25 protein-coding genes are annotated in these 25,880 nt (G+C 72.9%); 23 read left to right on the top strand and 2 right to left on the bottom strand.

Features of this window, described 5'->3' with window-relative positions:
- Positions 1-60 precede the first annotated feature (60 nt).
- The 3 genes from ACXJKF_RS10040 (at position 61) to ACXJKF_RS10030 (ending at position 2,567) form a co-directional block, all read left to right on the top strand.
- Positions 61-1,155, top strand: a complete 1,095-nt coding sequence (locus ACXJKF_RS10040; protein ID WP_456787562.1) for a DUF3048 domain-containing protein — start codon at positions 61-63, stop codon at positions 1,153-1,155.
- 64 nt (positions 1,156-1,219) lie between these two features.
- Entirely contained in the window at positions 1,220-2,293 is a 1,074-nt protein-coding gene (locus tag ACXJKF_RS10035) for a DUF3048 domain-containing protein (RefSeq protein ID WP_456787561.1), read from the top strand.
- Positions 2,294-2,411: 118 nt separating this feature from the next.
- The gene (locus ACXJKF_RS10030; protein ID WP_456787560.1) at positions 2,412-2,567 is read left to right on the top strand and encodes a hypothetical protein; all 156 of its coding nucleotides are present in this window, start codon (positions 2,412-2,414) and stop codon (positions 2,565-2,567) included.
- An 8-nt stretch (positions 2,568-2,575) separates the two neighbouring features.
- On the opposite strand, the gene ACXJKF_RS10025 is transcribed toward ACXJKF_RS10030, so the two are convergent.
- Positions 2,576-3,544 carry a 1,4-dihydroxy-2-naphthoyl-CoA synthase gene (locus tag ACXJKF_RS10025; RefSeq protein WP_456787559.1) on the bottom strand — a complete coding sequence of 323 codons (969 nt, stop codon included), beginning with the start codon at positions 3,542-3,544 and terminating at the stop codon, positions 2,576-2,578.
- A gap of 110 nt (positions 3,545-3,654) precedes the next feature.
- On the opposite strand from ACXJKF_RS10025, the gene ACXJKF_RS10020 reads away from it, so the two are divergent.
- The 5 genes from ACXJKF_RS10020 to ACXJKF_RS10000 all read left to right on the top strand — a co-directional run bounded on the left by ACXJKF_RS10020 (position 3,655) and on the right by ACXJKF_RS10000 (position 9,376).
- On the top strand, positions 3,655-3,984 hold the full coding sequence (locus ACXJKF_RS10020) for a DMT family transporter (RefSeq protein ID WP_456787558.1): 330 nt from the start codon (positions 3,655-3,657) through the stop codon (positions 3,982-3,984).
- Positions 3,985-4,013: 29 nt separating this feature from the next.
- Positions 4,014-4,556, top strand: coding sequence for a TetR/AcrR family transcriptional regulator (locus tag ACXJKF_RS10015; RefSeq protein ID WP_456787557.1), 543 nt, complete (start codon positions 4,014-4,016; stop codon positions 4,554-4,556).
- 20 nt (positions 4,557-4,576) lie between these two features.
- A complete protein-coding gene (locus ACXJKF_RS10010) occupies positions 4,577-5,545 on the top strand; it encodes an o-succinylbenzoate synthase (RefSeq protein WP_456787556.1) in 969 nt (322 codons plus the stop codon).
- A complete protein-coding gene (menD, locus tag ACXJKF_RS10005) occupies positions 5,542-7,383 on the top strand; it encodes a 2-succinyl-5-enolpyruvyl-6-hydroxy-3-cyclohexene-1-carboxylic-acid synthase (protein WP_456787555.1) in 1,842 nt (613 codons plus the stop codon). Before ACXJKF_RS10010 ends, menD begins: the two co-directional genes overlap by 4 nt.
- 289 nt (positions 7,384-7,672) lie before the next feature.
- Complete coding sequence (locus ACXJKF_RS10000; protein ID WP_456787554.1) at positions 7,673-9,376, top strand: trypsin-like peptidase domain-containing protein; 1,704 nt, start codon at positions 7,673-7,675, stop codon at positions 9,374-9,376.
- A gap of 152 nt (positions 9,377-9,528) precedes the next feature.
- Here the strand turns inward: ACXJKF_RS10000 and ACXJKF_RS09995 are convergent, their stop codons facing one another.
- Positions 9,529-10,881, bottom strand: coding sequence for an isochorismate synthase (locus tag ACXJKF_RS09995; RefSeq protein ID WP_456787553.1), 1,353 nt, complete (start codon positions 10,879-10,881; stop codon positions 9,529-9,531).
- 72 nt (positions 10,882-10,953) lie between these two features.
- Here ACXJKF_RS09995 and ACXJKF_RS09990 point away from each other — a divergent pair, with 72 nt between their 5' ends.
- The 15 genes from ACXJKF_RS09990 (at position 10,954) to nuoH (ending at position 25,839) form a co-directional block, all read left to right on the top strand.
- Entirely contained in the window at positions 10,954-11,652 is a 699-nt protein-coding gene (locus ACXJKF_RS09990; protein ID WP_456787552.1) for a demethylmenaquinone methyltransferase, read from the top strand.
- 204 nt (positions 11,653-11,856) lie between these two features.
- Positions 11,857-12,453: an alternate-type signal peptide domain-containing protein gene (locus ACXJKF_RS09985; RefSeq protein WP_456787551.1), complete on the top strand. Its 597-nt coding sequence runs from the start codon at positions 11,857-11,859 to the stop codon at positions 12,451-12,453.
- A 26-nt stretch (positions 12,454-12,479) separates the two neighbouring features.
- Positions 12,480-12,965 (top strand): hypothetical protein, encoded by a 486-nt coding sequence (locus ACXJKF_RS09980; RefSeq protein ID WP_456787550.1) that lies wholly within the window; start codon positions 12,480-12,482, stop codon positions 12,963-12,965.
- Positions 12,966-13,106: 141 nt separating this feature from the next.
- Positions 13,107-13,562 carry a hypothetical protein gene (locus tag ACXJKF_RS09975; protein ID WP_456787549.1) on the top strand — a complete coding sequence of 152 codons (456 nt, stop codon included), beginning with the start codon at positions 13,107-13,109 and terminating at the stop codon, positions 13,560-13,562.
- Positions 13,559-14,503 carry a signal peptidase I gene (locus tag ACXJKF_RS09970; RefSeq protein WP_456787548.1) on the top strand — a complete coding sequence of 315 codons (945 nt, stop codon included), beginning with the start codon at positions 13,559-13,561 and terminating at the stop codon, positions 14,501-14,503. The genes ACXJKF_RS09975 and ACXJKF_RS09970 overlap by 4 nt, the downstream gene beginning before the upstream one ends.
- Positions 14,500-15,144 carry a hypothetical protein gene (locus tag ACXJKF_RS09965; RefSeq protein WP_456787547.1) on the top strand — a complete coding sequence of 215 codons (645 nt, stop codon included), beginning with the start codon at positions 14,500-14,502 and terminating at the stop codon, positions 15,142-15,144. The genes ACXJKF_RS09970 and ACXJKF_RS09965 overlap by 4 nt, the downstream gene beginning before the upstream one ends.
- Positions 15,145-15,370: 226 nt before the next feature.
- A complete protein-coding gene (locus ACXJKF_RS09960) occupies positions 15,371-16,636 on the top strand; it encodes a geranylgeranyl reductase family protein (RefSeq protein ID WP_456787546.1) in 1,266 nt (421 codons plus the stop codon).
- 32 nt (positions 16,637-16,668) lie between these two features.
- The gene (locus tag ACXJKF_RS09955; RefSeq protein WP_456787545.1) at positions 16,669-17,031 is read left to right on the top strand and encodes an NADH-quinone oxidoreductase subunit A; all 363 of its coding nucleotides are present in this window, start codon (positions 16,669-16,671) and stop codon (positions 17,029-17,031) included.
- 27 nt (positions 17,032-17,058) lie between these two features.
- Positions 17,059-17,610, top strand: coding sequence for a NuoB/complex I 20 kDa subunit family protein (locus tag ACXJKF_RS09950; RefSeq protein ID WP_456787544.1), 552 nt, complete (start codon positions 17,059-17,061; stop codon positions 17,608-17,610).
- Positions 17,607-18,395: an NADH-quinone oxidoreductase subunit C gene (locus ACXJKF_RS09945; protein WP_456787543.1), complete on the top strand. Its 789-nt coding sequence runs from the start codon at positions 17,607-17,609 to the stop codon at positions 18,393-18,395. The genes ACXJKF_RS09950 and ACXJKF_RS09945 overlap by 4 nt, the downstream gene beginning before the upstream one ends.
- Positions 18,392-19,741 (top strand): NADH-quinone oxidoreductase subunit D, encoded by a 1,350-nt coding sequence (locus tag ACXJKF_RS09940; RefSeq protein WP_456787542.1) that lies wholly within the window; start codon positions 18,392-18,394, stop codon positions 19,739-19,741. Before ACXJKF_RS09945 ends, ACXJKF_RS09940 begins: the two co-directional genes overlap by 4 nt.
- A complete protein-coding gene (gene nuoE / locus ACXJKF_RS09935) occupies positions 19,738-20,577 on the top strand; it encodes an NADH-quinone oxidoreductase subunit NuoE (RefSeq protein ID WP_456787541.1) in 840 nt (279 codons plus the stop codon). The genes ACXJKF_RS09940 and nuoE overlap by 4 nt, the downstream gene beginning before the upstream one ends.
- Complete coding sequence (nuoF, locus tag ACXJKF_RS09930) at positions 20,577-21,917, top strand: NADH-quinone oxidoreductase subunit NuoF (RefSeq protein WP_456787540.1); 1,341 nt, start codon at positions 20,577-20,579, stop codon at positions 21,915-21,917. Before nuoE ends, nuoF begins: the two co-directional genes overlap by 1 nt.
- Positions 21,914-24,493, top strand: coding sequence for an NADH-quinone oxidoreductase subunit G (locus ACXJKF_RS09925; protein WP_456787539.1), 2,580 nt, complete (start codon positions 21,914-21,916; stop codon positions 24,491-24,493). The genes nuoF and ACXJKF_RS09925 overlap by 4 nt, the downstream gene beginning before the upstream one ends.
- Positions 24,490-25,839: an NADH-quinone oxidoreductase subunit NuoH gene (gene nuoH / locus ACXJKF_RS09920; RefSeq protein ID WP_456787538.1), complete on the top strand. Its 1,350-nt coding sequence runs from the start codon at positions 24,490-24,492 to the stop codon at positions 25,837-25,839. Before ACXJKF_RS09925 ends, nuoH begins: the two co-directional genes overlap by 4 nt.
- The last annotated feature ends 41 nt before the right edge of the window (positions 25,840-25,880 follow it).

The raw sequence follows: 25,880 nt of genomic DNA, 5'->3' as shown, positions 1-25,880 counted from the left end.
GGGCGGGGCGCACACCCTCACGCCGTAGAGTGTCGCGCGGTTCACACCCGAAGGAGCACCGTGTCGCCTGTTCTCACCGCCCCGTCCGCCCGTCGGCGATCCCTCGCGATCGTCGCGCTGGCGACCGGCGCCGTCCTCGTCCTCGGTGCGTGCAGCGGGTCGCCGACGGACCCGTCGCCCGTGGCCCCGGTGACCGAGGCGCCCGTCATCGACGCGGCGAAGGCTGCTCCGCCCGCACCGGTCGTGCCGCCGCGCTGGCCGCTCACCGGCGTGGCCGCCGCGGACGTCACGGTGCGCCCCGCGCTCGCGATCAAGGTGGAGAACTCGGGCGAGGCCCGGCCGCAGACCGGTCTGGACCAGGCCGACGTCGTGTGGGAGCAGGTCGTCGAGGGTGGCATCAGCCGGTTCGTCGCCGTGTACCAGTCGCAGGTGCCGGCCGAGGTCGGTCCGATCCGCTCCGTCCGCCCGATGGACCCCGCGATCACGGCACCCCTGCACGGTCTGATCGCCTTCTCGGGCGGCCAGCCCCAGTTCGTCCAGGACCTCAAGAACGCGGGGCTGCAGACCGTCAGCATGGATGCCGGGGCCGACGGCTTCTACCGCAAGAAGGGCGTCGGTCCGGCGCCGCACAACGTGTACGGGACGCCGCAGACGTTCTGGGACCAGGCCGACGGTGAGCACTCGGCCGCGCCGGCCACGCAGTTCGTGATGGCGAAGTCCCCGGAGAAGGCCAGCGCGGTCGTCGCGGGCGGCCCGGCGTCGACCGTGGCCGTGCACCTGTCGGGCTACGCGCGGCCGACGTGGACGTGGGACGCGGCGAGCGGCACGTGGCTGCGCGCTGAGGGCAGCGCGCCCGCGATGCTGCGCTCCGGCGCCCAGATCGCCGCGACGAACGTGGTCACGCTCAAGGTGCAGGTGGTGAACTCCGGCACGACGGACCCCGCGGGCAACCCCGTCCCGGAGACGGTGCTCGAGGGCTCCGGCGACGCGACGGTGTCCAGCGGCGGCAAGACGGTCACGGGGACGTGGGCCAAGACCGGGACGGACGGCGTCCTGACCCTCGCGGCGGCCGACGGCTCGGTCCTGACGCTCGCGCCGGGGATCACGTGGGTCGAGCTGGTCCCGGTGGACTCGGGTTCGGTCACGATCAGCTGAGCCGGGCAGGCTCATGACAGCCTGGTCCGGTGGGCCAGGTGGACGACGGGGGAGCGCGATGACGATGACCACACGACGAGGGACCCGCAGCGCGCTCGCCGCGGTGCTCGCCGGGCTGGCGCTGGCCGTCGCCGGCTGCGGCTCACCGCAGGAGGAGCCGCAGGAGCCGCCCGCCCCGGTGACGCAGGGTCCGACGATCGCGCCCGACAAGGCGCCCGCGCCCGTGCCCGTCGTCCCGCCGACCTRGCCGCTGACCGGGGTCGCRGGCGAGCCGGCCGCGCGGCCCTCGCTCGCGGTGAAGATCGAGAACACCGCCGTGGCCCGCCCGCAGACCGGGCTGGACCAGGCGGACGTGGTCTGGGAGACCATCGTCGAGTTCGACGTCTCCCGGTTCATCGCGGTGTTCCACTCGCAGGTGCCCGCCGAGGTCGGGCCCATCCGGTCCGTGCGGCCGATGGACCCGGTGATCCTGGCCCCGATGCACGGGCTCCTGGCGTTCTCCGGCGGCCAGCCGGGCATCCTCGACCTGGTCGCCGCCAGCGGCGTCCAGATGATCAGCCACGACGCCGGCGCCCCGGGGATGTACCGGACCAAGGACCGGGCGGCGCCGCACAACGTGTACGGGGATCCCAACACGTTCTGGGGCCTGGCGGACGCCGACCACCAGGCGCCCCCCGGGGAGCAGTTCACCTTCGCCCGCAGCGCCGACCGCGCCGCGGCCGTCGTGGCCGGGACGCCCGCGAACACGCTCGCGTTCCAGCTCTCGCCGGCCTCCAGCCCGACCTGGACGTGGGACGCCGCGAGCGGGACGTGGCTCCGGGCCGAGGGTGCGACGCCCGCGACGGCCCGCACCGGCGCGCAGCTCTCGGCGGTCAACGTCGTCTCCATCACCGCCGACCACCCGAACACGGGCTTCGGCGCCCAGGGCGGCGCGCCCGTGCCCACCTACACGCTGGTCGGCTCGGGTGACGGGGTCGTCGCGACGGGTGGCAAGACGGTCGCCGTCCGCTGGCAGAAGGACTCCGACACGGCGCCGATGCGGCTGTTCACCGCGGACGGCAAGCCCGCCGACCTGGCGCCGGGGAACACGTGGGTCGAGCTGGTGCCGGCCGGGAGCGGGTCCCTGACCATCGGCTGAGCCCCGGGGTTGTCCGACCAGGGGATGATCTCCGGGGGCCGGTTGGCCACCTCTGGTCGGGACGTGGACGGGCCTCCGGGTCGATGCCCGGCCGCGGTGCGCKGGGGACGCTGGACGCATGACAGCTCACCACCCCGCACCCGCCGAGCACGACGTCCGGTCCCTCGGTGCCGTCGTGGTCTCGGCCGTCGTCCTCGTCGCGCTGCTCGTCGGTGCCGCCGGGGTCCTCGGCTCGGTCGTCGACCTCGCGGGCTGGGCGATGTCCGGCAGCTAGTCCGGCAGCTAGTACGCGTACGGGAAGCCCGACCAGTCGGGCTCGCGGCGCTGCAGGAACGCGTCGCGCCCCTCGACCGCCTCGTCGGTCATGTACGCCAGGCGGGTGGCCTCCCCGGCGAACACCTGCTGCCCGGCCAGCCCGTCGTCCGCCAGGTTGAAGGCGAACTTGAGCATGCGGACGGCCTGCGGCGACTTGGTCGCGATGATCCGGGCGTACTCGAGCCCGGCCTCCTCGAGCTCCGTGTGGTCGACCACGTCGTTGACGGCCCCCCACGCGAGCGCCTGCTCCGCCGAGTACTCGCGGGCCAGGAAGAAGATCTCGCGGGCCCGCTTCTGCCCCACCTGCCGCGCCAGGAGCGCGGACCCGTACCCGCCGTCGAACGACCCCACGTTGGCGTCGGTCTGCATGAAGCGGGCGTGCTCACGGCTGGCGATGCTGAGGTCGGCGACGACGTGCAGCGAGTGGCCGCCGCCGGCCGCCCAGCCGTTCACCAGCGCGACGACGACCTTCGGCATCGTGCGGATGAGCCGCTGGACCTCGAGGATGTGCAGCCGCCCGGCGCGCGCCGGGTCGACGTCCTGCGCGGTGTCGCCCGACGCGTACTGGTAGCCCGACCGGCCGCGGATGCGCTGGTCGCCGCCCGAGCAGAACGCCCAGACCCCGTCCTTGGGGCTGGGGCCGTTGCCGGTGAGGAGCACCGTGCCGACGTCGGAGGTGGTGCGGGCGTGGTCGAGCACGCGGTACAGCTCGTCGACGGTGTGCGGGCGGAAGGCGTTGCGGACCTCGGGGCGGTCGAACGCGACGCGGACCACCGGCAGGTCCCGGGGGACGGCGCCGCGGCCCGCGTCCTCGGGCCCGGGGCGGGCGAACCCCCGGTGGTACGTCAGGTCGGTCAGGTCCTCGAAGCCGTCGACCGTGCGCCAGCGCGTCGGGTCGAACGTGTCGGAGACGGGGGCCGGCAGCTCGGTGGTCACGGCCGCAGCCTAACCGCGCCGAGCCGTTCTGGTACGATCGTACTAGAAACGTGCGCGGGACGGCGGGGACTGCCACCCGGCGCGCACGGACGGAAGAGTGGTGCACCACCATGTCCCTGGCCTGGATCGTCCTGGTCCTGTCCGGCATGCTCGAGGCCGGCTGGGCGCTCAGCCTCAAGGCGTCCGACGGCTTCACCCGGCTCTGGCCCAGCGTGCTGTTCGTCGTGCTGCTCGTCGCGTCCATGGGCGGGCTGGCCTGGGCGCTGAAGTCGCTGCCCGTGGGCGTCGCGTACGGCGTCTGGGTCGGCATCGGGGCGGCGCTCACCGCGGTCCTCGCGATCGTCTTCTTCGACGAGGCCGTCTCCGTGCTGAAGATCGTGTCGCTCGTGCTGATCATCGCGGGCGTCGTCGGGCTCAACCTCTCGTCTAGCGCGCATTGACCGGTGCACCGGGCGTCCGCCCCAGAGGCGTGCAGCGGCGTGACGACCTCGCCCGCGCCRCCGCGGGCGTCATCCTGCGCGACGGACCCGGTGCGCTCACGCACCGCCGGGTCGCGGCCGAGGCGGGGGCGTCCCTCTCCGCGACCACCTACTACTTCGCGTCGCTCGACGACCTGGCGGCGGCAGCCGGGCGCTCGCTCGCGGACGGCTGGGCCGCGCACGCGCGAGCGGTCCTGGCGACGGCGCCCACCGTGACCGTGCAGCAGGACCCGGCCGCGGCGGCATCCGTGCTGGTCGACGCCGTCCTGCCCGCCGGGGACGACGCCCAGGTGCGCAGCCACTACGAGCACCTGCTCGGTGCCGGGCGGCACGCCGCGCTGGCCACGGCCTTCGCCGCCGGGCGCGACGTCGTCGACGCGGTGCTGGCTCAGCTCGTCGGACGTGTCGGGTCGCCCACCTCGGCGGCCGTCACCACCGCGATCGTCGACGGTGCCGTCGTCACGGCCCTGACCGAGCAGCGTCCGGTGCGCGCGACCGCGTGCGCGCTGCTCGTCGAGGCGTGGGGGCGCTGAGTCCGCCGTACGCTGACGACGTGCCGTACAACCCCGCTGACCTGCACGTCTGGTCCCTGCAGCTCCGGACCCGGTTCCGCGGGCTGACCGTCCGCGACGGGGTCCTGGTGCGCGGCGCGGCCGGGTGGGCGGAGTTCAGCCCGTTCTGGGACTACGACGCCGCCGAGTCGGTGGCGTGGTGGCGGGCCGCGCGCGAGGCGGCCGACACCGGCTGGCCGGCGCCCGTCCGGACGCGGATCCCGGTCAACGTCACCGTCCCCGCCGTCGACGCCGAGACCGCGCACCGGATCGTGCGCGAGTCCGGCGGCTGCCGGACGGCGAAGGTCAAGGTCGCGGAGCCGGGGCAGTCGCTCGCCGACGAGATCGCCCGCCTCGAGGCGGTCCGCGACGCGCTGGGACCGGCCGGACGGATCCGCGTCKACGCGAACGCCGCGTGGGACGTCGACACCGCCGTCGCCCGGCTCGCCGCGCTCGACCGGGCCGCCGGCGGGCTCGAGTACGCCGAGCAGCCGGTGCCGGGCGTCGACGACCTCGCGGCGCTGCGCCGACGCACGCACGTCCCCCTCGCGGCCGACGAGTCGATCCGCCGGGCCGACGACCCCCTCGCGGTCGCCCGCGCGCACGCGGCGGACGTCGTCGTGCTCAAGGTCCAGCCCCTCGGCGGCGTGCGCGCGTGCCTGGAGCTGGCGGAGCGGATCGGGCTGCCGGTCGTGGTCTCGTCGGCGCTCGAGTCGTCCGTCGGGCTCGCGGCCGGGATCGCGCTCGCGGCCGCGCTGCCGGAGCTGCCGTACGCGTGCGGCCTGGCCACCGCGCAGCTGTTCCAGGACGACCTGGTGAGCCACCCGTTCCTGCCCGTCGACGGGGCGCTCGACGTCCGCCGGCCCGATCCCGACCCGGACCTGCTCGCCGCCGCGACCGCACCCGACGAGCTCACCGCGCGGTGGGTCGCCCGGCTCGCAGCCGTCGAGGCCGTCGAGGCTCGGGCATGATGGCGGGCGTGACGCCGCCGCCCCTCGATCCCGACCCGGCGACGACCGCAGCCAGGGTGCTCGTCCAGACCCTCGCCGCCCTGGGCGTCGAGGACGTGGTGCTCGCCCCCGGCTCCCGCAGCGCGCCGCTCGCGTACGCGCTCGCGGACGCCGCCCGCCCGGACGACCAGCGCCCGGCCGGAGCCCCCCGCCTGCGCCTGCACGTGCGGGTGGACGAGCGGTCGGCCGCGTTCCTCGCCGTCGGTCTCATCCGGGCCTCCGCGCACGGCAGCGGCGACCAGCAGCAGGCGCCGCGCCCGGTCGCCGTGGTCACCACCTCGGGGACCGCCGTCGCCAACCTGCACCCCGCCGTCCTCGAGGCGCACCACAGCGGCCTGCCGCTCGTCCTGCTCACCGCGGACCGCCCGCACGAGCTGCGCGGCACGGGCGCCAACCAGACCACCGACCAGGTCGGCATCTTCGGCGGCGCGGTGCGGCTCGCGGTCGACCTGCCCGCCCCCGTCGGGCTGCCCGACGAGGCTCGCAGCGTGCGCCGCACCGTCTCGCGCGCCATCGCCGCGGCCACCKGCGCGCGCACCGGCGACCCGGGCCCGGTGCACCTCGACCTGGCGTTCCGCGAGCCGCTCGTGCCCGGCGCGGCGCCGTGGCCGGAACCCTCGACCGCCGGCCTGACGCTCGTGCAGACGCGGCACGTGGCACCGGCCGCGACCACGGGCGCCCTGCCGACCGTCGACGCCGCCGCACCCGCGCGACGCGGGGGCGTGCCCACCGTGCTGATCGCCGGGGACGGGGCCGGACCCGCCGCGCGCCGGCTCGCGGAGGTCAACGGCTGGCCCTTGCTGGCGGAGCCCTCGTCCGGCGCGCGGGGAGGCACGCACGCGATCGCGGCCTACCGTCTCCTGCTGGAGCACCCCCGGCTCGGCGGCGCGATCCGGCGGATCGTCGTCCTCGGCCGCCCGACGCTGTCCCGGCCCGTCCAGCACCTGCTCGCCCGGCCGGACGTCGAGGTCGTCGTGATCGCCCCGCGCGGCCGCGACTGGCCCGACGCGGCCCGCAACGCCGGCGACGTCCTGCTCGACCCGCCGGCCCGCATGCGGCAGGGCCGGATGCCGGCGCCTGCCGGGTGGCTCGACGCGTGGCGGACCGCCGACGCGGCCGCGAGCGCCGCGATCGACGAGGTGCTCGACGGCCTCGACGCCGGCCGCCGGTCGCGCAGCGGCACCCGCGTGACCGGCCCGGCGCTCGCCCRGGTGGTCGCGCAGGTGACCGGCACGGGCGACGCGCTGGTGATCGGCTCCTCGAACCCCGTGCGAGACCTGGACCTCGTCGCGCGGTGGGACGCCCCGCCGGTGGTCCTGGCCAACCGCGGGCTGGCGGGCATCGACGGCACCGTCTCCACGGCCGTCGGCGCAGCGCTCGGCATGCCGGAGCGACGCGTCCGCGCGCTGCTGGGAGACCTGACGTTCCTGCACGACGTCGGGGGTCTCCTGCGCGGCCCGCTCGAGGCGCAGGTGCACCTCCAGCTGGTCGTGGCGAACGACGACGGCGGGTCGATCTTCGCGACTCTCGAACCGGGGGAGCCGGACCGGGCCGACGCGTTCGAGCGGGTGTTCGGCACGCCTCACGGCGCGGACCTCGCCGCGCTCTGCGCGGGGTACGGCGTCCGGCACACGCGGGTCAGCGACGTCGACGGTCTGCTCCCCGCGCTCGCGGCGCCGGGACCAGGGCTGAGCGTCGTCGAGGTCCGGGTCGACCGTGTCGGTCGTCGCGCTCTCGGCGAGCGGATCGCCGCCGAGGTGTCCGCCGCGGTCGAGACCGCGCTGACTACTGCTGGATAGAGCCGAGCGGCGGACTTCCGTACGTCGGGCGCTCCCTGCCGCAGCGGTCGCAGACCTCGAAGTCCGCACCGGCGCCGCCCATCTCGGGGTTGCGCTCGTGGTGCCACCGATGACGTCCGAGATGACACAGGATCCAGCCCATGACTGCCTCCTCACGGCGGACGCTACTCCTCGGGTGTCACGGGCAGCCGGGGGTCCACTCGAAACTCGCAGGGAATTCCCAGGTTCTGCGAAGGCTCCCCCCAGCCCGGCCCGGTGTGATGTACCTCGACCAAGGAGGGCACACACCATGACGACCACCCCTGAGAACGGCGCGAACAACGCTGCCGACCAGAACCCCCAGACGTTCCCGACCCAGCCGCTGCCGCCCGTGGGCGCGACGCAGCCGCTGCCGGTCCAGGCGACGCAGCCGCTGCCGGCCGCTCCGGCCCAGGCGCACCCGACCAACCCGTTCACGCCTCCGCACCCGGCCGCCCCCGCGGACCAGCGCGCGGCGTACGAGGCCGCCCAGCGCGCCGCGGCGGCACAGCACTACGCCGCCCAGCAGCAGGCCGCCGCGCAGCAGCCGGCGCAGATCGACCAGTTCGAGGCCGTGCGCCGCGCCCAGTGGGAGGCCGCCCAGCGCGCCGCCACCCACGACCCGGCGACGGTGCAGCAGCCCGTGGCCGCCTACGCGGGCCAGCCGGCGCCCGCGCCGCAGGGCAGCGTCCCGACGCAGCGCAAGCGCGGTCTGTGGCTCCCCGTGACGGGTGCTGCGGCCGCGGCGGCGATCATCGCCGCCGTCGCCACCGCGGGCCTCACGCACGCGCTGTCCGACGGTGACGGCTCGACCGCCCGCCCGGCGTCGCTCGCCACCATCGGTCAGTCCAGCAACGACACCGTCCCCGTCTCGGGCTCCACGTCGGACGACCCGAACTGGGAGGCCGTCGCCAAGGCGGTCCAGCAGTCGGTCGTCGCCATCCAGGTGAGCGACGGGAACGGCGGTGGCGCGCAGGGCTCCGGCGTCATCATCGACGACAAGGGCCACATCGTCACCAACAACCACGTCGTCGCCGGCGCGGACGGCGACGTGCAGGTCACCCTGGTGGACGGCCGCCTCTTCGAGGCGACGGTCGTCGGCACGGACCCCACGACGGACCTCGCGGTCATCAAGCTCAAGGACGTCCCGGACGACCTCAAGGCGTCGGCGCTCGGTGACTCGTCCAAGGTCACCGTCGGCGAGCCGGTCATGGCGGTCGGCAACCCGCTCGGCCTGGCCAACACGGTCACCACCGGCATCGTGTCCGCCATCGACCGCCCGGTCTCGACCGCGGGCGAGAACAGCACCGAGGCCACGGTCACCAACGCGATCCAGATCGACGCGGCGGTCAACCCCGGCAACTCCGGTGGTCCGCTGTTCGACGCGCAGGGCAAGGTCATCGGCATCAACTCGTCGATCGCGACGCTGTCCAGCGAGTCCGGCTCGATCGGTCTCGGCTTCGCCATCCCGGTCGACCTGGTCAAGAACATCGCCGCCCAGCTGGTCGAGGACGGCACCGCGGAGCACGCGTTCCTCGGGGTCGGACTGTCCGACGGCACGGCCACGGCCGACGACGTCACGCGCCGCGGCGCGGTCGTGGAGTCCGTCACCGACGGCTCGCCGGCCGCCAAGGCCAAGCTGCAGGTCAAGGACACCATCGTCGCGATCGACGGCAAGGCCGTCGGCGGCGCCGAGTCCCTCACCGCCTACGTCCGGTCGCTCGCGTCCGGCGCGGACAGCACCCTGACCGTGGTCCGCGACGGCAAGGCGATCGAGGTCGACGTGACGCTCGCGGTCCGGCCGGAGAGCGTCCAGCAGGAGCAGGCTCCCGACCAGCAGGCCCCCGACGAGCAGGCTCCCGACCAGGGCCAGCCGGCTCCGGACGACCAGCAGGGCGGCTCCGGCATCCCCGACGGGCTCAGCCCGGAGCAGCTGTGGGAGTGGTTCCAGCAGCAGCAGGGCGGCCAGGGCTGAGCCCGGTCGTCACCCCCTGACCGCCGGCGGTCGCGGCCGTCGTCCCCTCCACGGACCCGGCCGTCGGCATGCACGACCTGTGGTCCGGCAACGGATCACCCTCCCGTCCTGACCGCCGCCCCTGCGGCCGGGACACGGCCTCGGCCGGGACATCAGCTGCGGCTGGTGTCCCGGCCGAGCGCGTACCGCATGGGGACCAGCTTGGCCTCGGACTCCGCCAGCTCGGCCGGCGGGTCGGACGCGGCGACGACGCCGCAGCCGGCGAACAGCCGGACCCGCCGCGGGTCGTCGGGGTCGATCGCCGCGGACCGCAGGGCGATGCCCCACTCGCCGTCGCCGTCGGCCCCGAACCAGCCGACAGGTCCCGCGTACCGGGCCCGGTCCATGCCCTCGATGCTCCGGATGAGCTCGCGCGCCGCGAGCGTCGGGGTGCCGCAGACGGCCGCCGTCGGGTGCAGCGCCGCCGCCAGCGCGAGCGACGACGGGTGTTCGTCCCGCCCAGGGTCGCCGCTCGGTGCTCTCAGCACGCCCGTGACGTCCGACGCGAGGTGCAGGACGTTGGGCAGGTGCAGCACGAACGGGACGTCGGGCACGTTGGTCGAGGAGCAGAACGGCTCGAGTGCGTGGGCCACCGACGTGACGGCGTACTCGTGCTCCTCGAGGTCCTTGGACGAGTGCGCGAGGATCGCCGCCCGGGCGAGGTCCGCGGCGTCGTCGCCGGTGCGCCGGATGGTCCCCGCGAGCACCCGGGAGGTGACGAGGCCCTTCTCGGACCGGACCAGCAGCTCGGGCGTCGCGCCCACCATGCCGTCGACGCTGAACGTCCAGCACGACGGGTACTGCACGGCGAGCCGTTCGAGGGCCCACCGCACGTCGACCGGGTGCTCGGCGCGGGCGTGCACGTCGCGCGCCAGGACCACCTTCTCCACGTCGCCGGCCTTGATGGCGGCGATGCCCCGGGCGACGATGTCGCGCCAGCCGTCCGCGCTGACCGCGCCGTCGGCGTAGACGACGGTGCCGGGGTCGAGGGGCGGCACCCGGGGTCCGACGACGTCGGTGAGCTGCGGTGCGGCGTGCAGCCGGGCTCCCGCGGTGATCGTGGTCAGCCAGGTCTTCCCGCCACGGCGGCCCACCACGACCTTCGGGACGACGATGACGCYGCCGGCGGCGGAGCGGTCGTCGAACGCGAACGAGCCGAACGCGACCGGGCCGGTACCCGGCAGCTGGACCTCGTCGCGGACGATCGCGCGGGCCAGCACGTCCTGCCAGGCACGCTCGGCGTCGGCGAACCGGTCGGCGCMGGAGACCTCCACGCGCAGGGTCTCGCCCCAGGCGACCAGGCCGTCGCCGCGACGGACCCAGGCCAGCGGACGCTCCGTCGGCAGGAGGTCGAGGAGGTCATGGGGGTCCGGTGCGCCGGCGTCGCCCAGGTCGTCGAGGGCGACCGTCCGGACGAGGAGCGGCTGCGGGACGGCGTCCGCGGGGGCGGAGGTCTGCGTGCTCATCGGTTCCAGCGTAGGCCTCGCCACCGTGTCCGCCCTGTCGAAGGGGCGCTGCGGACCTGCGACGATGGACACATGTCCCGTGCCTCCCTCGACAAGGACCCCCAGGACGTCRCCGCCATGTTCGACGCCGTGGCCCACCGCTACGACCGGACCAACGACGTCATCTCGCTCGGCCAGGACCGGTCGTGGCGCAAGGCGACGCTCAAGGCGCTCGACGCGCAGCCCGGCGAGACGGTGCTCGACCTCGCCGCCGGGACGGGCACGTCGGCCGAGCCGATGGCGGACGCCGGTGTCAAGGTGGTCGCGTGCGACCTGTCCGTCGGGATGCTCGACGTCGGCAAGCGCCGCCGCCCTGACCTCGCGTTCGTCGCGGGGGACGCGCTGCACCTGCCGTTCGCCGACGCGTCGTTCGACGCGGTCACGATGTCGTTCGGGCTGCGCAACGTCAACGACGTGGACGCCGCCCTCGACGAGCTGCTGCGCGTCACCAGGCCCGGCGGCCGGCTGGTGGTCTGCGAGTTCTCCCGGCCCACGTTCAAGCCGTTCCGGGCCGTCTACCAGAACTACCTGATGCGGGCGCTGCCGCCCGTGGCCCGCGCGGTCTCCAAGGAGCCGGACGCCTACGTGTACCTGGCGGAGTCGATCCGCGAGTGGCCGGACCAGCACGCGCTGGGTCTGCTCATCAAGCACGCCGGCTGGGAGCACGTGGCCTACCGGAACCTGTCCGGCGGGATCGTCGCCCTGCACCGGGGAACCCGCCCGGACCACTAGGGCACGTCTGACCAGCGCGAAAGCCCGCGCGCCGGAATTGCACTCGTTCGCCTCATGGACTCCGAAGTGTTCTGGGTGGTAGTGCCCACATGACTGCGTGACAGAGGGCGAAGACGCCCTGTCGCACCTCATGGACGCCCGACCTGCTCCCGAGGGAAGCCTCAGCCGGTGGTGTAGCCGGTGACGGCTACGGGAGGCACGGACATGCGCAAGACGACGAAGGGCGCCATCGCAGTTGGCGCGGGAGTGGCACTGCTGCTGGGCGGCGCCGGCACGCTGGCCTACTGGCAGGTGGGCACGGCTGTCGACAGCACGACGGGTATCCAGTCCGGGACGCTCACGATCGCACCCAAGACCGGCGCGACGACGGCCGTCTGGACCTGGGGCACCGGCTCGACGACGTTCAACCCCGCGACCCAGCGGATCGTCCCCGGCGACATCGTGACGCGTACGCAGGTGTTCACGGTCACCGGTCAGGGCGACCACCTCAAGGCGGAGATCGCGCTCAACCTCGCACCCGCGGTCGCGAACAACGCTGCGATGCTGACGGCCCTCGGGACGCCCGTCACGACCATCACCGGTTCGACCGTCACGGCCCCGACCACGCTTACCTCGGCCGCCGGCCCGACGGGGACCGTGCTCACCATCACGCCGAACGTCTCCGGCTCGGTGTCGTTCGACGTGACCGTCAAGTCCGTCGTGACGTTCCCGTTCGGGACCGCAGTCGACAACACCACCATCGGTCAGACCTTCGACCTGTCGGGCGCGACCATCGTCGCCAAGCAGATCGCGTTCCCCTGATCGCCCCTCTCTCCTGAAGGCCTGTCATGTCGATGCGTGCCCGGCTCGCCGCCGTCGTGGTCGTCGCGCTCCTGCTCAGCGGGAGCGCGACGGCCTACGCCGCGTGGTCGAGGTCGGCGGCTGTGGCGGCGACAACAGGTCTCCAATCGGGGAGCTACGCGATCGCGGTCGGCTGGGTCACACCGGTGCCGACGACCGCTATGTGGCCCGGCGAGAGCCGGACCGGGGTCGCGCGGGTCACCCACTCCGGCAGCGGGCGCTGGCAGTACCTGCTGGCGACGGCGACAGGGACGGGGACGCTCCCGGGTCTGACGGTGACCTACGCGGCCTGGGTGGGCGGTGTGTGCACGACGCCGATCGCTGCCGACGTGTGGAGTGCGGTGCAGCCCACCGGCACCTCCGTCGACGTCTGCGTCACCGCGACGCTCCGGTCCGATGCCGCGAGCGCCGCCCAGAACGTGACGTCCGCGTTCAACGTCGTGGTGACCGGTCGGAACCAGTCCACGAGCTGAGTCACCGCCAACCGTCCTCAGGACGCGCGGACGAAGAGGAGGGAACTGATGGAGCGCACACGGCGTGAGCCTCCGTCCTCCCTCCGGCGTGCCCGGTTCGCGCGTGCAGCGAGGTTCTGGAGCAACTCCACTCTCGCCCTGGTGGCAGCTGCGGTCCTCGTGCTGGGCGGGGGCGGGGCCGCCTGGGCCTGGTGGGCCATCAGCGGCACCCTGAGCGGGAGCGCCTCGGCGATGGTGGTCGCGCCTCCCACCGGTCTGCTGTGCGCGGAGACCGGCCTCCTCAACGTCCGGCTCTCGTGGACCGCCAACACCCAGGCCCTGCCGACCGGAGCGGTCCGGCAGTACGCCGTCGTGACGGTCGGGGCCGGGGGTGCGGTCACCGAGATCAGCGCCGCCGACACCACGACGACCCGCACGATCGCGCCCGGCGTGATCACCCAGGACGGGACCAACGCGGTGGCGGTCCAGACGCGGGTCGTGTTCCCCGGGACACCCGGTCCGCCCGCGGTCCCTGGGGCGACGTGGTCCTCCGTGAGCTCGAGCTCTGTCGGCGTGAACCGCAACTGGTTGTTCCTGTACTACCTGGACTGCGCATGAGCGGCGCCGGTTGGAGTGCGGCCAGGCGGTGGACCGGTGCGACCCTGTCCACCCTCGCCCTCGTGTGCGTCGCTGCCGTGGCCCTCGTCATGATCGTGATCCCCCTCGCCATGAAGGCCACGCCCTTCACGGTGCTGACGGCGAGCATGCTCCCGACGATGCCTCCCGGGACACTCGTCGTCACGAGGCCCACGCCCCCCGACGACATCACCATCGGCGACGTCGTCACCTACCAGCTGCGCAGCAACGAGCCGGACGTCGTGACGCACCGCGTCGTCGGCCTGGGGTGGGACTCCGCCGGCGAGCGGTCCTTCATCACCCGCGGTGACGCGAACACCGTCGACGACGAGCCCGTGCGCGCGGTCCAGGTGCGCGGAACGGTCGCCTACGCCGTGCCCTACCTCGGATACGTCAACACCTGGGTAGGGATCAACCGGCCAGGGTGGCTGCTGAAGACTGTCGCCGCCGCCCTGATCGGCTACGGCCTGGTCCTGGTTCTGAGCGGGGTTCGAGATCGTCGTCGGCGGATCGTCGCGACGGACACCGACGAGCCCGACTCCGAGCCGACGACCGAGCTGGACCCGGCGACCGACTCCGTGTCGACGGCCGACGGGGAGCCGGCGATCGAGCCGGAACCGACGACCGGTCCCGGCCCGGAGGTCGAGGTCGAGCCGGAGGCCGGGCCGCAGCCGACGACCAGGTCGACGGCAACGCCGAAGCCCCGTGCCACGACCAAGCCCGGTGCGACGACCAAACCGACGGCCAAGTCGACGGCCAAGCCCCGTACGACGACCAAGTCGACGGCCAAGCCCCGCACGATGACTAAGCCGACGGCCCTGGCACCCACCGCCGAGGCCACGACCGCCGGCAGACCGAACCCTCGCGCCGAGCGGCTGGGGTCGTCCGCCGAGCTCGCCGCCACGTCGCAGGCGTCGTCGTGACCGCGGCCCGGCGATGGCTGCGCGGCGTGTCGTCGGGCTTGCTCATCGCGCTGACGATCGTCGTGCCCGCTCTCCCTGCGGCGGCTGCGAACGAGCTGGAGCTGTCGAGTGACGGGGTCACCTGGTCGAGCACGCTCACGGGCGTGCTCTTCGGTGCGCCCGAGCACGTCGTTCCAGGTGACGTCGTCACGTCGGCGCTCTGGGTGCGCAACGGGAGCGCCGACCCTGCCCAGGTTCGGCTCGACGTCGCGGACGATCTCGGGATCACGCCGGGCACGCTGGCCGGCGACCTGTCCCTCGCGATCGACGGCGACCCGGTGGCGGGCGGTGCGCGGTGGGCAGGGCCGGTGCTCGCACCGGGCGCCGCTGTCCGGATCCCGCTGGTCGTCTCGTTCGCCGCTGCGTCACCGAGCGGGACCCAGATGAGTGCGGCCGCGGTCCTCGACTCGGTGCTCCTTGTGCAGTCTGTCGTCAGTCCGACGCCCACCCCCGGCGCTACTGCGACCGGCACCACGCCCCGCGGTGGGCTGGCGCACACCGGCCAGGACGTCGCCGCGACGCTCCTCGTCAGCCTGGCTGCCGTGGGGTTCGGCGTCCTGCTCCTCGCGTCCCGCCGCCGCGCGCGGCGTCACGAGGGCTGACACTCCGACGCCTGTCGCCCGGACGACTGTCCGGCTGCGCCGCCCGGGTGAACAATGGGCGTCGACCGACCCCTCCCGACGGTTGCGGCACCCCGTCGACCGGGTGATCACGCCACGTCCCGGACCTGCTGCGGTGAGGTTAGGAATGCCTTCGCAGACAGCCCATGTGGCGCTCGTTACACTCGCCGAGAGCAGTACGTGAACAACGTCACAAGTGGGGTCACTGGTGGTGGGAGCTACGCACGATGACGCGGATGTCATCGTCGTCGGCGCGGGCCCGGCTGGGTCCGCCGCCGCGTTCCACTGCGCCTCCGCGGGCCTGGACGTGCTGCTCCTGGAGAAGTCGGAGTTCCCCCGGGACAAGGTCTGCGGGGACGGTCTGACGCCGCGCGCGGTCGCGGAGCTGGTGCGGATGGGCCTGCCCATCCGTGAGCAGGACGGCTGGATCCGCAACGTCGGGCTGCGGGTCATCGGGGGCGGTCATCGCCTCGAGCTCGCCTGGCCGGAGCTGTCCAGCTACCCGTCGTACGGGCTCGCGAAGTCGCGGATGTCCCTGGACCACACGCTCGCGGACCACGCGCGGGCGGCGGGCGCCAAGCTGCAGGAGCGCACCACCGTCACGGGACCGGAGCGCGACGAGCGCTCGGGCCGGGTGGTGGGCGTGCACGCCAAGGTCGACGGCGAGACGGTCACGTACCGCGCGCCCCTGGTCATCGCGGCAGACGGCGTCTCCGCCCGGCTCGCGACGGGCATGGGGCTGGAGAAGCGGATGGACCGCCCGATGGGCGTCGCGGTCCGCACGTACTTCCGCACGCCGCGGCACGACGACCCGTGGATGGAGAGCCACCTCGAGCTCCGGGACGGCGCGAACAACCTGATGCCGGGCTACGGCTGGATCTTCTCGCTCGGCGACGGCACCGCGAACGTGGGCCTCGGGTCGGTGGCCTCGACGGCCGCGGCGACGAAGGTCGACTACAAGAAGCTCTTCGCCACGTGGATGGCCAACGCGCCCGCCGAGTGGGAGTTCACGCCCGACAACCAGGTGGGACCCGTCAAGGGTGCGGCGCTGCCGATGGGCTTCAACCGCGGGCCGCTCTACGGCAACGGCCTGATGCTCGCGGGCGACTCCGCCGGGATGATCAGCCCGTTCAACGGCGAGGGCATCGCGTACGGCCTCCAGGCGGGACGCGTCGCTGCCGACGCCATCTCGCAGGGGCTCGCGCGCGGTACCGCGGCCGGTCGCGAGCGCGCGTTCGCCACGTACGAGCGCCGGATGAAGGACGACCTGGGCGGCTACTACACGCTCGRCCGGGTCTTCGTGCGGCTGATCGAGCACCCGGAGGTCATGCGGGTCTGCACCCGTTACGGGCTGCCGCGGCCGCTGGTCATGAAGTTCGTCCTCAAGCTCCTGTCCGACTGCTACGAGCCGAAGGGCGGTGACCTGGTAGACCGGGTGATCGCCGGCCTGGCCAGGATCGCCCCCGCAGCATGACCCCCGACCACAACGAAGTGGAGTGACGCGCGATGAGCAACCCGTACGTCCCGCTGCTCTTCCTCATGGGCATCGCCGCCGTGCTCGCCCTCGGCGGAGTCGGCTCGAGCGTGATCCTGGGCCCCAAGCGGTACAACCGCGCCAAGCTCGAGGCGTACGAGTGCGGCATCGAGCCCACCCCGCACGCCATCGGCGGCGGCCGCTTCCCGATCAAGTACTACCTGGTCGCGATGACCTTCATCATCTTCGACATCGAGGTGGTCTTCCTGTACCCGTGGGCGGTCAGCTTCGCGGACCTGGCGATCTTCGGCCTCGTCGCGATGATCGCGTTCCTGGTCCTCATCACCGTCCCGTTCGTCTACGAGTGGAAGCGCGGCGGGTTCGAGTGGGACTGAACATCTACGCAGGCTGGGAGATCTGAGATGGGCATCGAAGAGGCACCCTCCGGGTTCCTGCTGACGACGGTCGAGGACCTGGTCGGCTACTTCCGCAAGGGCTCGCTCTGGCCTGTCACGTTCGGCCTGGCCTGCTGCGCCATCGAGATGATGGCCACGGGCGCGCCCCGGTACGACATCTCGCGGTTCGGCATGGAGGTCTTCCGGGCGTCCCCGCGTCAGGCGGACCTGATGATCGTCGCCGGTCGGGTGAGCCAGAAGATGGCGCCCGTGGTCCGGCAGGTCTACGACCAGATGTCCGAGCCCAAGTGGGTGCTCTCCATGGGCGTGTGCGCCAGCTCGGGCGGCATGTTCAACAACTATGCGATCGTGCAGGGCGTCGACCACATCGTCCCCGTCGACATCTACCTGCCAGGCTGTCCGCCGCGGCCCGAGATGCTGATCAACGCCATCCTCACCCTGCACGAGCAGATCCAGAACGAGCCGCTCGGCGCCAACCGCAAGGCTGCGGCCGCTGCCGCCGAGGCCGCCGCGATGGCCGCGACGCCGACGTCGCAGATGACGGGGCTGCTCAAGTGACCGACGAGAAGACCGACGCCGCCGACGCCGCGAAGCCGGGCGAGTCGACGACGGCCGCGCAGCCGACCACCGAGGCCGCGCTCGAGGCCGGCTCGCAGAACATCCCCGCCGAGGGGCGGCGGCAGATCGAGGTCGTCGACGTCCGCCGCGGCATGTTCGGGGCCAGTGGCTCGGGCGACACGTCCGGCTACGGCGGGCTGGTCACCGCGATCGCCCTGCCGGGTCCGAGCGATCGGCCGTACGGCGGCTGGTTCGACGAGGTCGTGGACATCCTCGCCGAGGTGCTCGACGAGTCCGGCACCACCTACGCGGCGGCCGTCGAGTCCGTCGTCGTGGACCGTGAGGAACTCACGCTGCACGTCGCGCGCGAGCACCTCGTGGAGGTCGCGCAGGTGCTCCGGGACGACCAGGACCTGCGGTTCGAGCTCAGCCTCGGCGTCTCGGGCGTGCACTACCCGCACGACGCCGGCCGCGAGCTGCACGCCGTCTACCACCTGGTCTCGGTGACCCACTCGCGCCGGTTGCGGCTCGAGGTCGCGGTCCCGGACTCCGACCCGCACCTGCCGTCGACGGTCGGGGTGTACCCGGCCAACGACTGGCACGAGCGGGAGACGTACGACTTCTTCGGGATGATCTTCGACGGTCACCCCGCGCTGGCGCGCATCGAGATGCCCGACGACTGGCCGGGCCACCCGCAGCGCAAGGACTACCCCCTCGGCGGTATCCCGGTCGAGTACAAGGGCGCCACCATCCCGCCCCCGGACCAGCGGAGGTCGTACCGATGACCACCCAGACACCTCACAGCACGGCCCACGTGGTCGACGCGGACGCCGAGGGCGTCCCGTCCTTCGAGGCGTCGGGCGGCGACTGGTCCGAGATCGCCGAGGAGGCTGCCCGCCTCGGCGAGGAGCGGATCGTCGTCAACATGGGGCCGCAGCACCCGTCGACCCACGGCGTGCTCCGGCTCATGCTCGAGATCGACGGCGAGACGGTCACCGAGGCCCGCGCGGGCATCGGCTACCTGCACACCGGCATCGAGAAGAACATGGAGTTCCGCACCTGGACCCAGGGCGTGACCTTCTGCACGCGCATGGACTACGTCGCGCCGCTGTTCCAGGAGGCCGCGTACTGCCTGGCGGTCGAGAAGCTGCTCGGCATCACCGACGACGTGCCCGAGCGGGCCACGGTCATCCGCGTGCTGATGATGGAGCTCAACCGGATCACGTCGCACCTGGTCTGCCTGGCCACGGGCGGCAACGAGCTGGGTGCGACGACGATCATGACCGTGGGCTTCACGGCCCGCGAGGAGATCCTCAAGATCTTCGAGCTGATCACGGGCCTGCGCATGAACCACGCGTACATCCGCCCGGGCGGTGTCGCCCAGGACATCCCGCCGGGTGCTATCGACACCATCCGCGAGTCGCTGGTGCTCGTGCGGCACTACTTCAAGCAGCTCGAAGACCTCATGATGGCCAACCCGATCCTGCACCTGCGCCTCAAGGACGTCGGCTACCTGGGCCTGTCGGGGTGCATGGCGCTGGGCGTCACGGGTCCGGTGCTCCGGTCGGCGGGCCTGCCGTACGACGTGCGCAAGGCGAACCCGTACTGCGGCTACGAGACCTACGACTTCGACGTCCCGGTCGCCCAGTCGGCGGACTCCTGGGGCCGCCTCGTGCTCCGCGTCGAGGAGTGCTACCAATCCATGAAGATCGTCGAGCAGACCCTGGACCGCCTCCAGAAGATGGGTCCCGGGCCGGTCATGGTCGAGGACAAGAAGGTGGCCTGGCCTGCGCAGATGGCCATCGGCTCCGACGGCATGGGCAACTCGCTGGACCACATCCGGGAGATCATGGGCACCTCGATGGAAGCCCTGATCCACCACTTCAAGCTGGTGACCGAGGGCTTCCGCGTGCCGGCCGGCCAGGTGTTCCAGACCGTCGAGCACCCGCGCGGCGAGCTGGGCGTGCACCTGGTGTCCGACGGGGGGACGCGGCCGTACCGCGCGCACTTCCGGGACCCGTCGTTCAACAACCTGCAGGCCACGTCGATCATGTGCGAGGGCGGGCAGGTGGCCGACGTCGTCGTCGCCGTCGCGTCCCTCGACCCGGTGCTGGGAGGGGTGGACCGATGAGCATCGAGACCAGCCGGACTCACAAGACCTCCTACGACGCCGAGACGCACGCGCGCCTCACCGCGGACTCGGACCTGATCGTCGCCCGCTACCCGCAGGCGCGCTCGGCCCTGCTGCCGATGCTGCACCTGGTGCAGTCGGAGGACGGCTACGTCAGCCCGCGGGGGATCGCGTTCTGCGCGGCCCACCTGGGCCTGTCCACCGCGGAGGTGTCCGCGGTCGCGACGTTCTACACGCAGTACAAGAGGCACCCGAACGGCACGTACACGGTCGGCGTCTGCACCAACACGCTCTGCGCGATCATGGGCGGCGACGCCATCTGGGAGGACCTCTCGGACCACCTGGGCGTGGGGCACGACGAGACCACCGACGACGGGGTCATCACGCTGGAGCGCGTCGAGTGCAACGCGGCCTGCGACTACGCGCCGGTCGTGATGGTCAACTGGGAGTTCTTCGACAACCAGACCCCGGACAGCGCCCGCCAGCTCGCCGACGACCTCACCGCGGGCAAGCCGGTCGTGCCGACGCGCGGGGCGGACAGCGTCTGCTCCTTCAAGGAGATGTCCCGCGTCCTGGCCGGCTTCGGTGACGGACGGGCCGACGAGGGCGTCGGCGCCGGTGTGCCGACGCTGCGTGGTGTCGAGCTGGCGCGCGCCGAGGGCTGGACCGCGCCGGAGTTCCCGGGCGTGTCGACGTCGGCAGCGCCGGTGGGTGCCACCGCGCCGGGCGTCGGCGAGGAGCAGTCGAGCGCGGAGCGTCCGGCCACCACCCCGGCGGACGTCTCGCCGGCGGCCGAGCAGAAGAAGCAGTCCACCGACGACGCGAAGGAGTCGTGATGGCGACGACCCTCACCCCGGTCCTCACGGACACGTGGGACGCCGACCGCTCCTGGTCGCTCGCGTCGTACGAGGATGCGGGCGGCTACCGCGGCCTGCGTCGTGCGCTGGGCATGCAGGCGGCCGACGTGGTCACCATGGTCAAGGACTCGGGCCTGCGCGGCCGCGGGGGAGCGGGCTTCCCGACGGGCATGAAGTGGGGCTTCCTGCCCGCACCCGACGGCGGACCGCGCTACCTGGTGGTCAACGCGGACGAGTCCGAGCCGGGGACCTGCAAGGACATCCCCCTGATGATGGCCAGCCCGCAGCACCTGATCGAGGGCATGATCATCACGAGCTACGCGATCGGCTGCCACCACGCGTTCCTGTACGTGCGCGGCGAGGTCCTGCACGTCTACCGCCGACTGCTGCTGGCCATCGAGGAGGCGCGAGCCGCCGGCTTCCTCGGCACCGACATCCTGGGCTCCGGCTTCGACCTGGAGATCACGCTGCACGCCGGTGCGGGTGCGTACATCTGCGGCGAGGAGACGGCGCTGCTGGACTCGCTCGAGGGCCTGCGCGGCCAGCCGCGGCTCAAGCCCCCGTTCCCCGCGGTCGCCGGTCTGTACGCGCGGCCGACCGTGGTGAACAACGTCGAGTCGATCGCGTCGGTGCCGGGCATCGTCCAGGGCGGCGCGGACTGGTTCAAGTCGATGGGCACCGAGCGCTCGACGGGCCACGGGCTGTTCTCCCTGTCCGGGCACGTGACGCGGCCTGGGCAGTACGAGGCGCCCCTGGGCATCACGCTGCGCGAGCTGCTGGAGATGGCCGGCGGCATCCGCGAGGGCCACGAGCTGAAGTTCTGGACCCCCGGGGGATCGTCGACGCCGATCTTCACGGCCGAGCACCTCGACGTCCCCCTCGACTACGAGTCGGTCGGCGCCGCGGGCTCGATGCTGGGCACGCGTGCGCTGCAGATCTTCGACGAGACGACCTCGGTGGTCCGCGCGGTGACGCGGTGGACCGAGTTCTACAAGCACGAGTCGTGCGGCAAGTGCACCCCCTGCCGTGAGGGCACGTACTGGCTGACGCAGGTGCTGCAGCGGATCGAGGCCGGGCAGGGCACCCTCGCGGACATCGACCTGCTCCTGGACCTGTGCGACAACATCCTGGGCAAGGCGTTCTGCGCGCTCGGTGACGGTGCCACCAGCCCGATCACGTCCGCGGTGCAGTACTTCCGGTCGGAGTTCGAGGCCGGGACGCACACGCCCGCGGACATCCTGTTCCCCCCGGAGCGCAGCAGCCTGTTCTCCTACCGGCCGAAGTCCGACAACGCCGTTCTCGCTGGGGTGCACGCATGACGATCCTGTCCTCCGGGCCGACGACCTCCCTCGTCCCCGCCGCACCGGTCCCGCAGGCCGAGCCGGCGGGTGAGCTGGTCACCTTCACCGTCGACGGCATCGAGACCGCCGTGCCCAAGGGCACCCTGGTCATCCGCGCCGCCGAGGAGCTCGGCATCCAGATCCCGCGCTTCTGCGACCACCCCCTGCTCGCCCCCGCCGGCGCCTGCCGGCAGTGCCTGGTCGAGGTCTGGGCCCCCGGTCGCGACGGCAAGCTGGCCAAGATGCCGAAGCCCCAGGCGAGCTGCACGCTCGAGGCCACCCCGGGCATGCAGGTCAAGACGCAGCACACGTCGCCGGAGGCCGACAAGGCCCAGCACGGCGTCATGGAGCTGCTGCTCATCAACCACCCGCTGGACTGCCCGGTCTGCGACAAGGGCGGCGAGTGCCCCCTGCAGAACCAGGCGATGAGCAACGGCCGCGCGAGCACGCGGTTCGTCGACGTGAAGCGCACGTTCCCCAAGCCGATCGCGATCTCGACGCAGATCCTGCTGGACCGCGAGCGCTGCATCCTGTGCCAGCGCTGCACCCGGTTCTCCGAGGAGATCGCGGGCGACGTCTTCATCGACCTGCAGAAGCGCGGCGCCAACCAGCAGATCGGCACGTTCGACACGTCCGTGCTCGGCTTCGTCGGCGACGCCCCGCTCGGTGCCGCGGCCGAGGACACCTCCGGCCGCCCGTTCGCGTCCTACTTCTCGGGCAACACCGTGCAGATCTGCCCGGTCGGTGCCCTGACCAGCGCGGCGTACCGGTTCCGGTCGCGGCCGTTCGACCTGGTCTCCACGCCCGGCGTCGCCGAGCACGACTCGCAGGGGTCGGCCATCCGGATCGACCACCGTCGCGGCGTCGTGCTGCGTCGGCTCGCCGGTGAGGACCCGACGGTCAACCAGGAGTGGATCACCGACAAGGACCGCTTCGCGTTCACGTGGCAGTCCGCGCCGGACCGCATCACGACCCCGCTCGTGCGGAACGCGGACGGCGAGCTCGAGCCGGCCAGCTGGGTCGAGGCGCTCGACGTGGCCGCCGCCGGTCTGCGGGCCGCGCAGCAGCCGGACGACCCGCGCGAGACCGCGACCGGCGTCGCGGTCCTGCCCGGTGGTCGCCTCACGCTCGAGGACGCGTACGCGTACGGCAAGTTCGCCCGCGTGGCGCTCGGCACCAACGACGTCGACGGCCGTGCCCGTCCGCACTCGGCGGAGGAGGAGGCCTTCCTCGGTCACCACGTCGCCGGCCGCACGCTGGAGGTCACCTTCGCGGACCTCGACCGCGCGCCCGCGGTGCTGCTCGTCGGGCTCGAGGCCGAGGAGGAGGCCGGGATCGCGTTCCTGCGGCTCCGCGACTCCGTGGTCTCGCGCAAGCTGCGCGTGCTGTCGATCGCCGCACTGGCGAGCCGCGGCCTCGAGCGCCTGTCGGGCACTCTGCTGCCCGCGGCGCCGGGGACCGAGACCGAGATCCTCGACGGCATCGGGACCGACCCGTCGCTGCAGGACGCGGCCGAGCTGCTGGGCTCCGCGGGTGCTCTCGTCCTGGTCGGCGAGCGGCTCGCCGGGGTTCCGGGTGGCTTCTCGGCCGCCGTGCGGCTCGCGCAGCGCACCGGTGCCCGGCTCGCCTGGGTCCCGCGCCGCGTCGGTGAGCGCTCCGCCGTCGAGGCGGGCCTGCTGCCGTCCCTGCTGCCGGGCGGGCGCCCGGTCGCGGACTCCGCGGCACGCGTCGACCTCGCGGTCGCCTGGGGGGTGGAGCACCTGCCGGCCGAGCCGGGGCGGTCCACCACGCAGATCCTCGCCGCGGCGCGCGCGGGACTGCTCGGCGGCCTCGTCGTCGGCGGCCTCGAGCTCGCGGACCTGCCCGACCCGGCGATCGCCCGTGAGGCGCTCGACCGGGTCTCGTTCCTCGTCTCGCTCGAGGTCCGGCACTCCGAGGTGACCGACCGCGCGGACGTCGTCTTCCCGGTCGCCCCGCCGACGGAGAAGTCCGGCACGTTCGTCACCTGGGAGGGGCGACCCCGCCCGTTCCCGCAGGCCCTGTCCTCGCACGCCATGGCCGACCACCGCGTGCTCGACCGGCTGGCGGACGCCCTCGGGGTCGACCTGGGGCTGCAGACGCTCGACCGCGTGCACGCCGAGCTCGACCAGCTGGGCGGCTGGGACGGCGCCCGCGTCGGCGCCCCCGACGTGACGGCCGCCGAGCCTCCTGTGGTGCCCGCCGGGTCGGCCGTGCTGGCCACCTGGCACCAGCTGCTCGACGCCGGTCGCCTGCAGTCCGGCGAGCAGTTCCTCGCGGGCACCGCCAAGCGCCCCGTCGCCCGCATCTCCGCCGGCACGGCCGCGGCGGTCGGGGTGCAGGACGGCGGCAGCCTGAGCGTGTCCACCGACGCGGGCACGCTGACGCTGCCCGCCGTGGTCACGGACATGCCGGACCACGTGGTGTGGCTGCCGACGAACGCCGTCGGCGCGGGTGTCCGCGACGCGCTGCACGCCGACGGGGGCGACCTCGTCCGCCTCACCGCAGGTCCGCGACACCTGGAGGCCCGCGCATGATCCCCCTGTCGGCCGCGGCTGTGGCCCCGGTGACCGCCGACTTCAGCAACGACACCTGGTGGATCTGGCTGATCAAGGCCGTCGCCATCGTCGTGTTCCTGCTGACCAGCGTGCTCATCGCCATCTGGTTCGAGCGCAAGGTCGTCGCCCGCATGCAGGTGCGGCCCGGCCCGAACGTGCACGGACCCTTCGGCCTGCTCCAGTCGCTCGCCGACGCCATGAAGCTCCTGGTCAAGGAGGACATGACGGTCAAGGCGGCGGACAAGCTGGTCTACATCGTCGCGCCCATGATCGCGGTGTTCTGCTCGCTGCTGACGTTCGCGGTCATCCCGTTCGGGCCGTCGGTCGACCTGTTCGGCATCATCACGCCGCTGCAGCTCACCGACTTCCCCGTCGCGGTGCTCTACATCCTCGCCTGCGCGTCCGTGGGCGTGTACGGGATCGTGCTCGGCGGCTGGTCGTCCGGGTCCACGTACCCGCTGCTGGGCGCCGTGCGCTCCACCGCGCAGGTCATCTCCTACGAGCTCGCGATGGGCCTGTCGCTGGTCAGCGTCTTCATCCTGGCCGGGTCCATGTCGACGTCGCAGATCGTCACGTCGCAGACCGCGGTGTGGTGGTTCCTGCCGCTGCTGCCCGCGTTCGTCATCTACATCATCTCGATGGTCGGGGAGACCAACCGCCTGCCGTTCGACCTCCCGGAGGCCGAGGGCGAGCTGGTGTCCGGGTACATGACCGAGTACTCGTCGATGAAGTTCGCGTGGTTCTTCCTCGCCGAGTACATCAACATGCTGAACGTCTCGGCCGTCGCCACGACGCTGTTCCTCGGCGGGTGGCGTGCCCCGTGGCCGATCTCCGCGATCAACGACGGCATGTTCAACGAGGGCTGGTGGCCGGTCCTGTGGTTCCTGGCCAAGCTCTGGGCGCTCATGTTCGTCTTCGTGTGGATCCGCGGGTCCGTCCTGCGGTTCCGGTACGACCAGTTCATGAAGATCGGCTGGAAGGTGCTCATCCCGGCCGCCCTGATCTGGGTGGTCGCCGTCGGGGTCGTGCAGGGCGTGCGGCAGTTCTCCGGCCTGGAGCTGCGTTCCGTGCTCTTCGTGCTCGCGGGCGTCGTGCTCGTCGGGCTCGTGATCTCGTTCCTCGTGCCGGAGAAGAAGCAGCCCGCCGCGCCGAAGCGACCACCCGGTCCCCAGGTGTACGACCCCTACGCCGGGGGCTACCCCGTCCCGCCGCTGCCGGGGCAGGTCCTCCCGCCCTCGCCGCGCAAGCAGCGGGCAGCCGCGGCAGCCCCGGACGCCGAGAACCAGACGACCCCCCAGGTCACCCAGGAGGTGCACGGTGGCTGACCAGCGCAAGCCCGTCCGCAAGCCGGCCGCGCAGACGCCCG

It is taken from the genome of Cellulomonas sp. P5_C5, assembly GCF_054049655.1.
The sequence above is the reverse complement of the archived record's forward strand: the minus strand, read 5'-3'. Positions and strand labels throughout refer to the sequence as shown.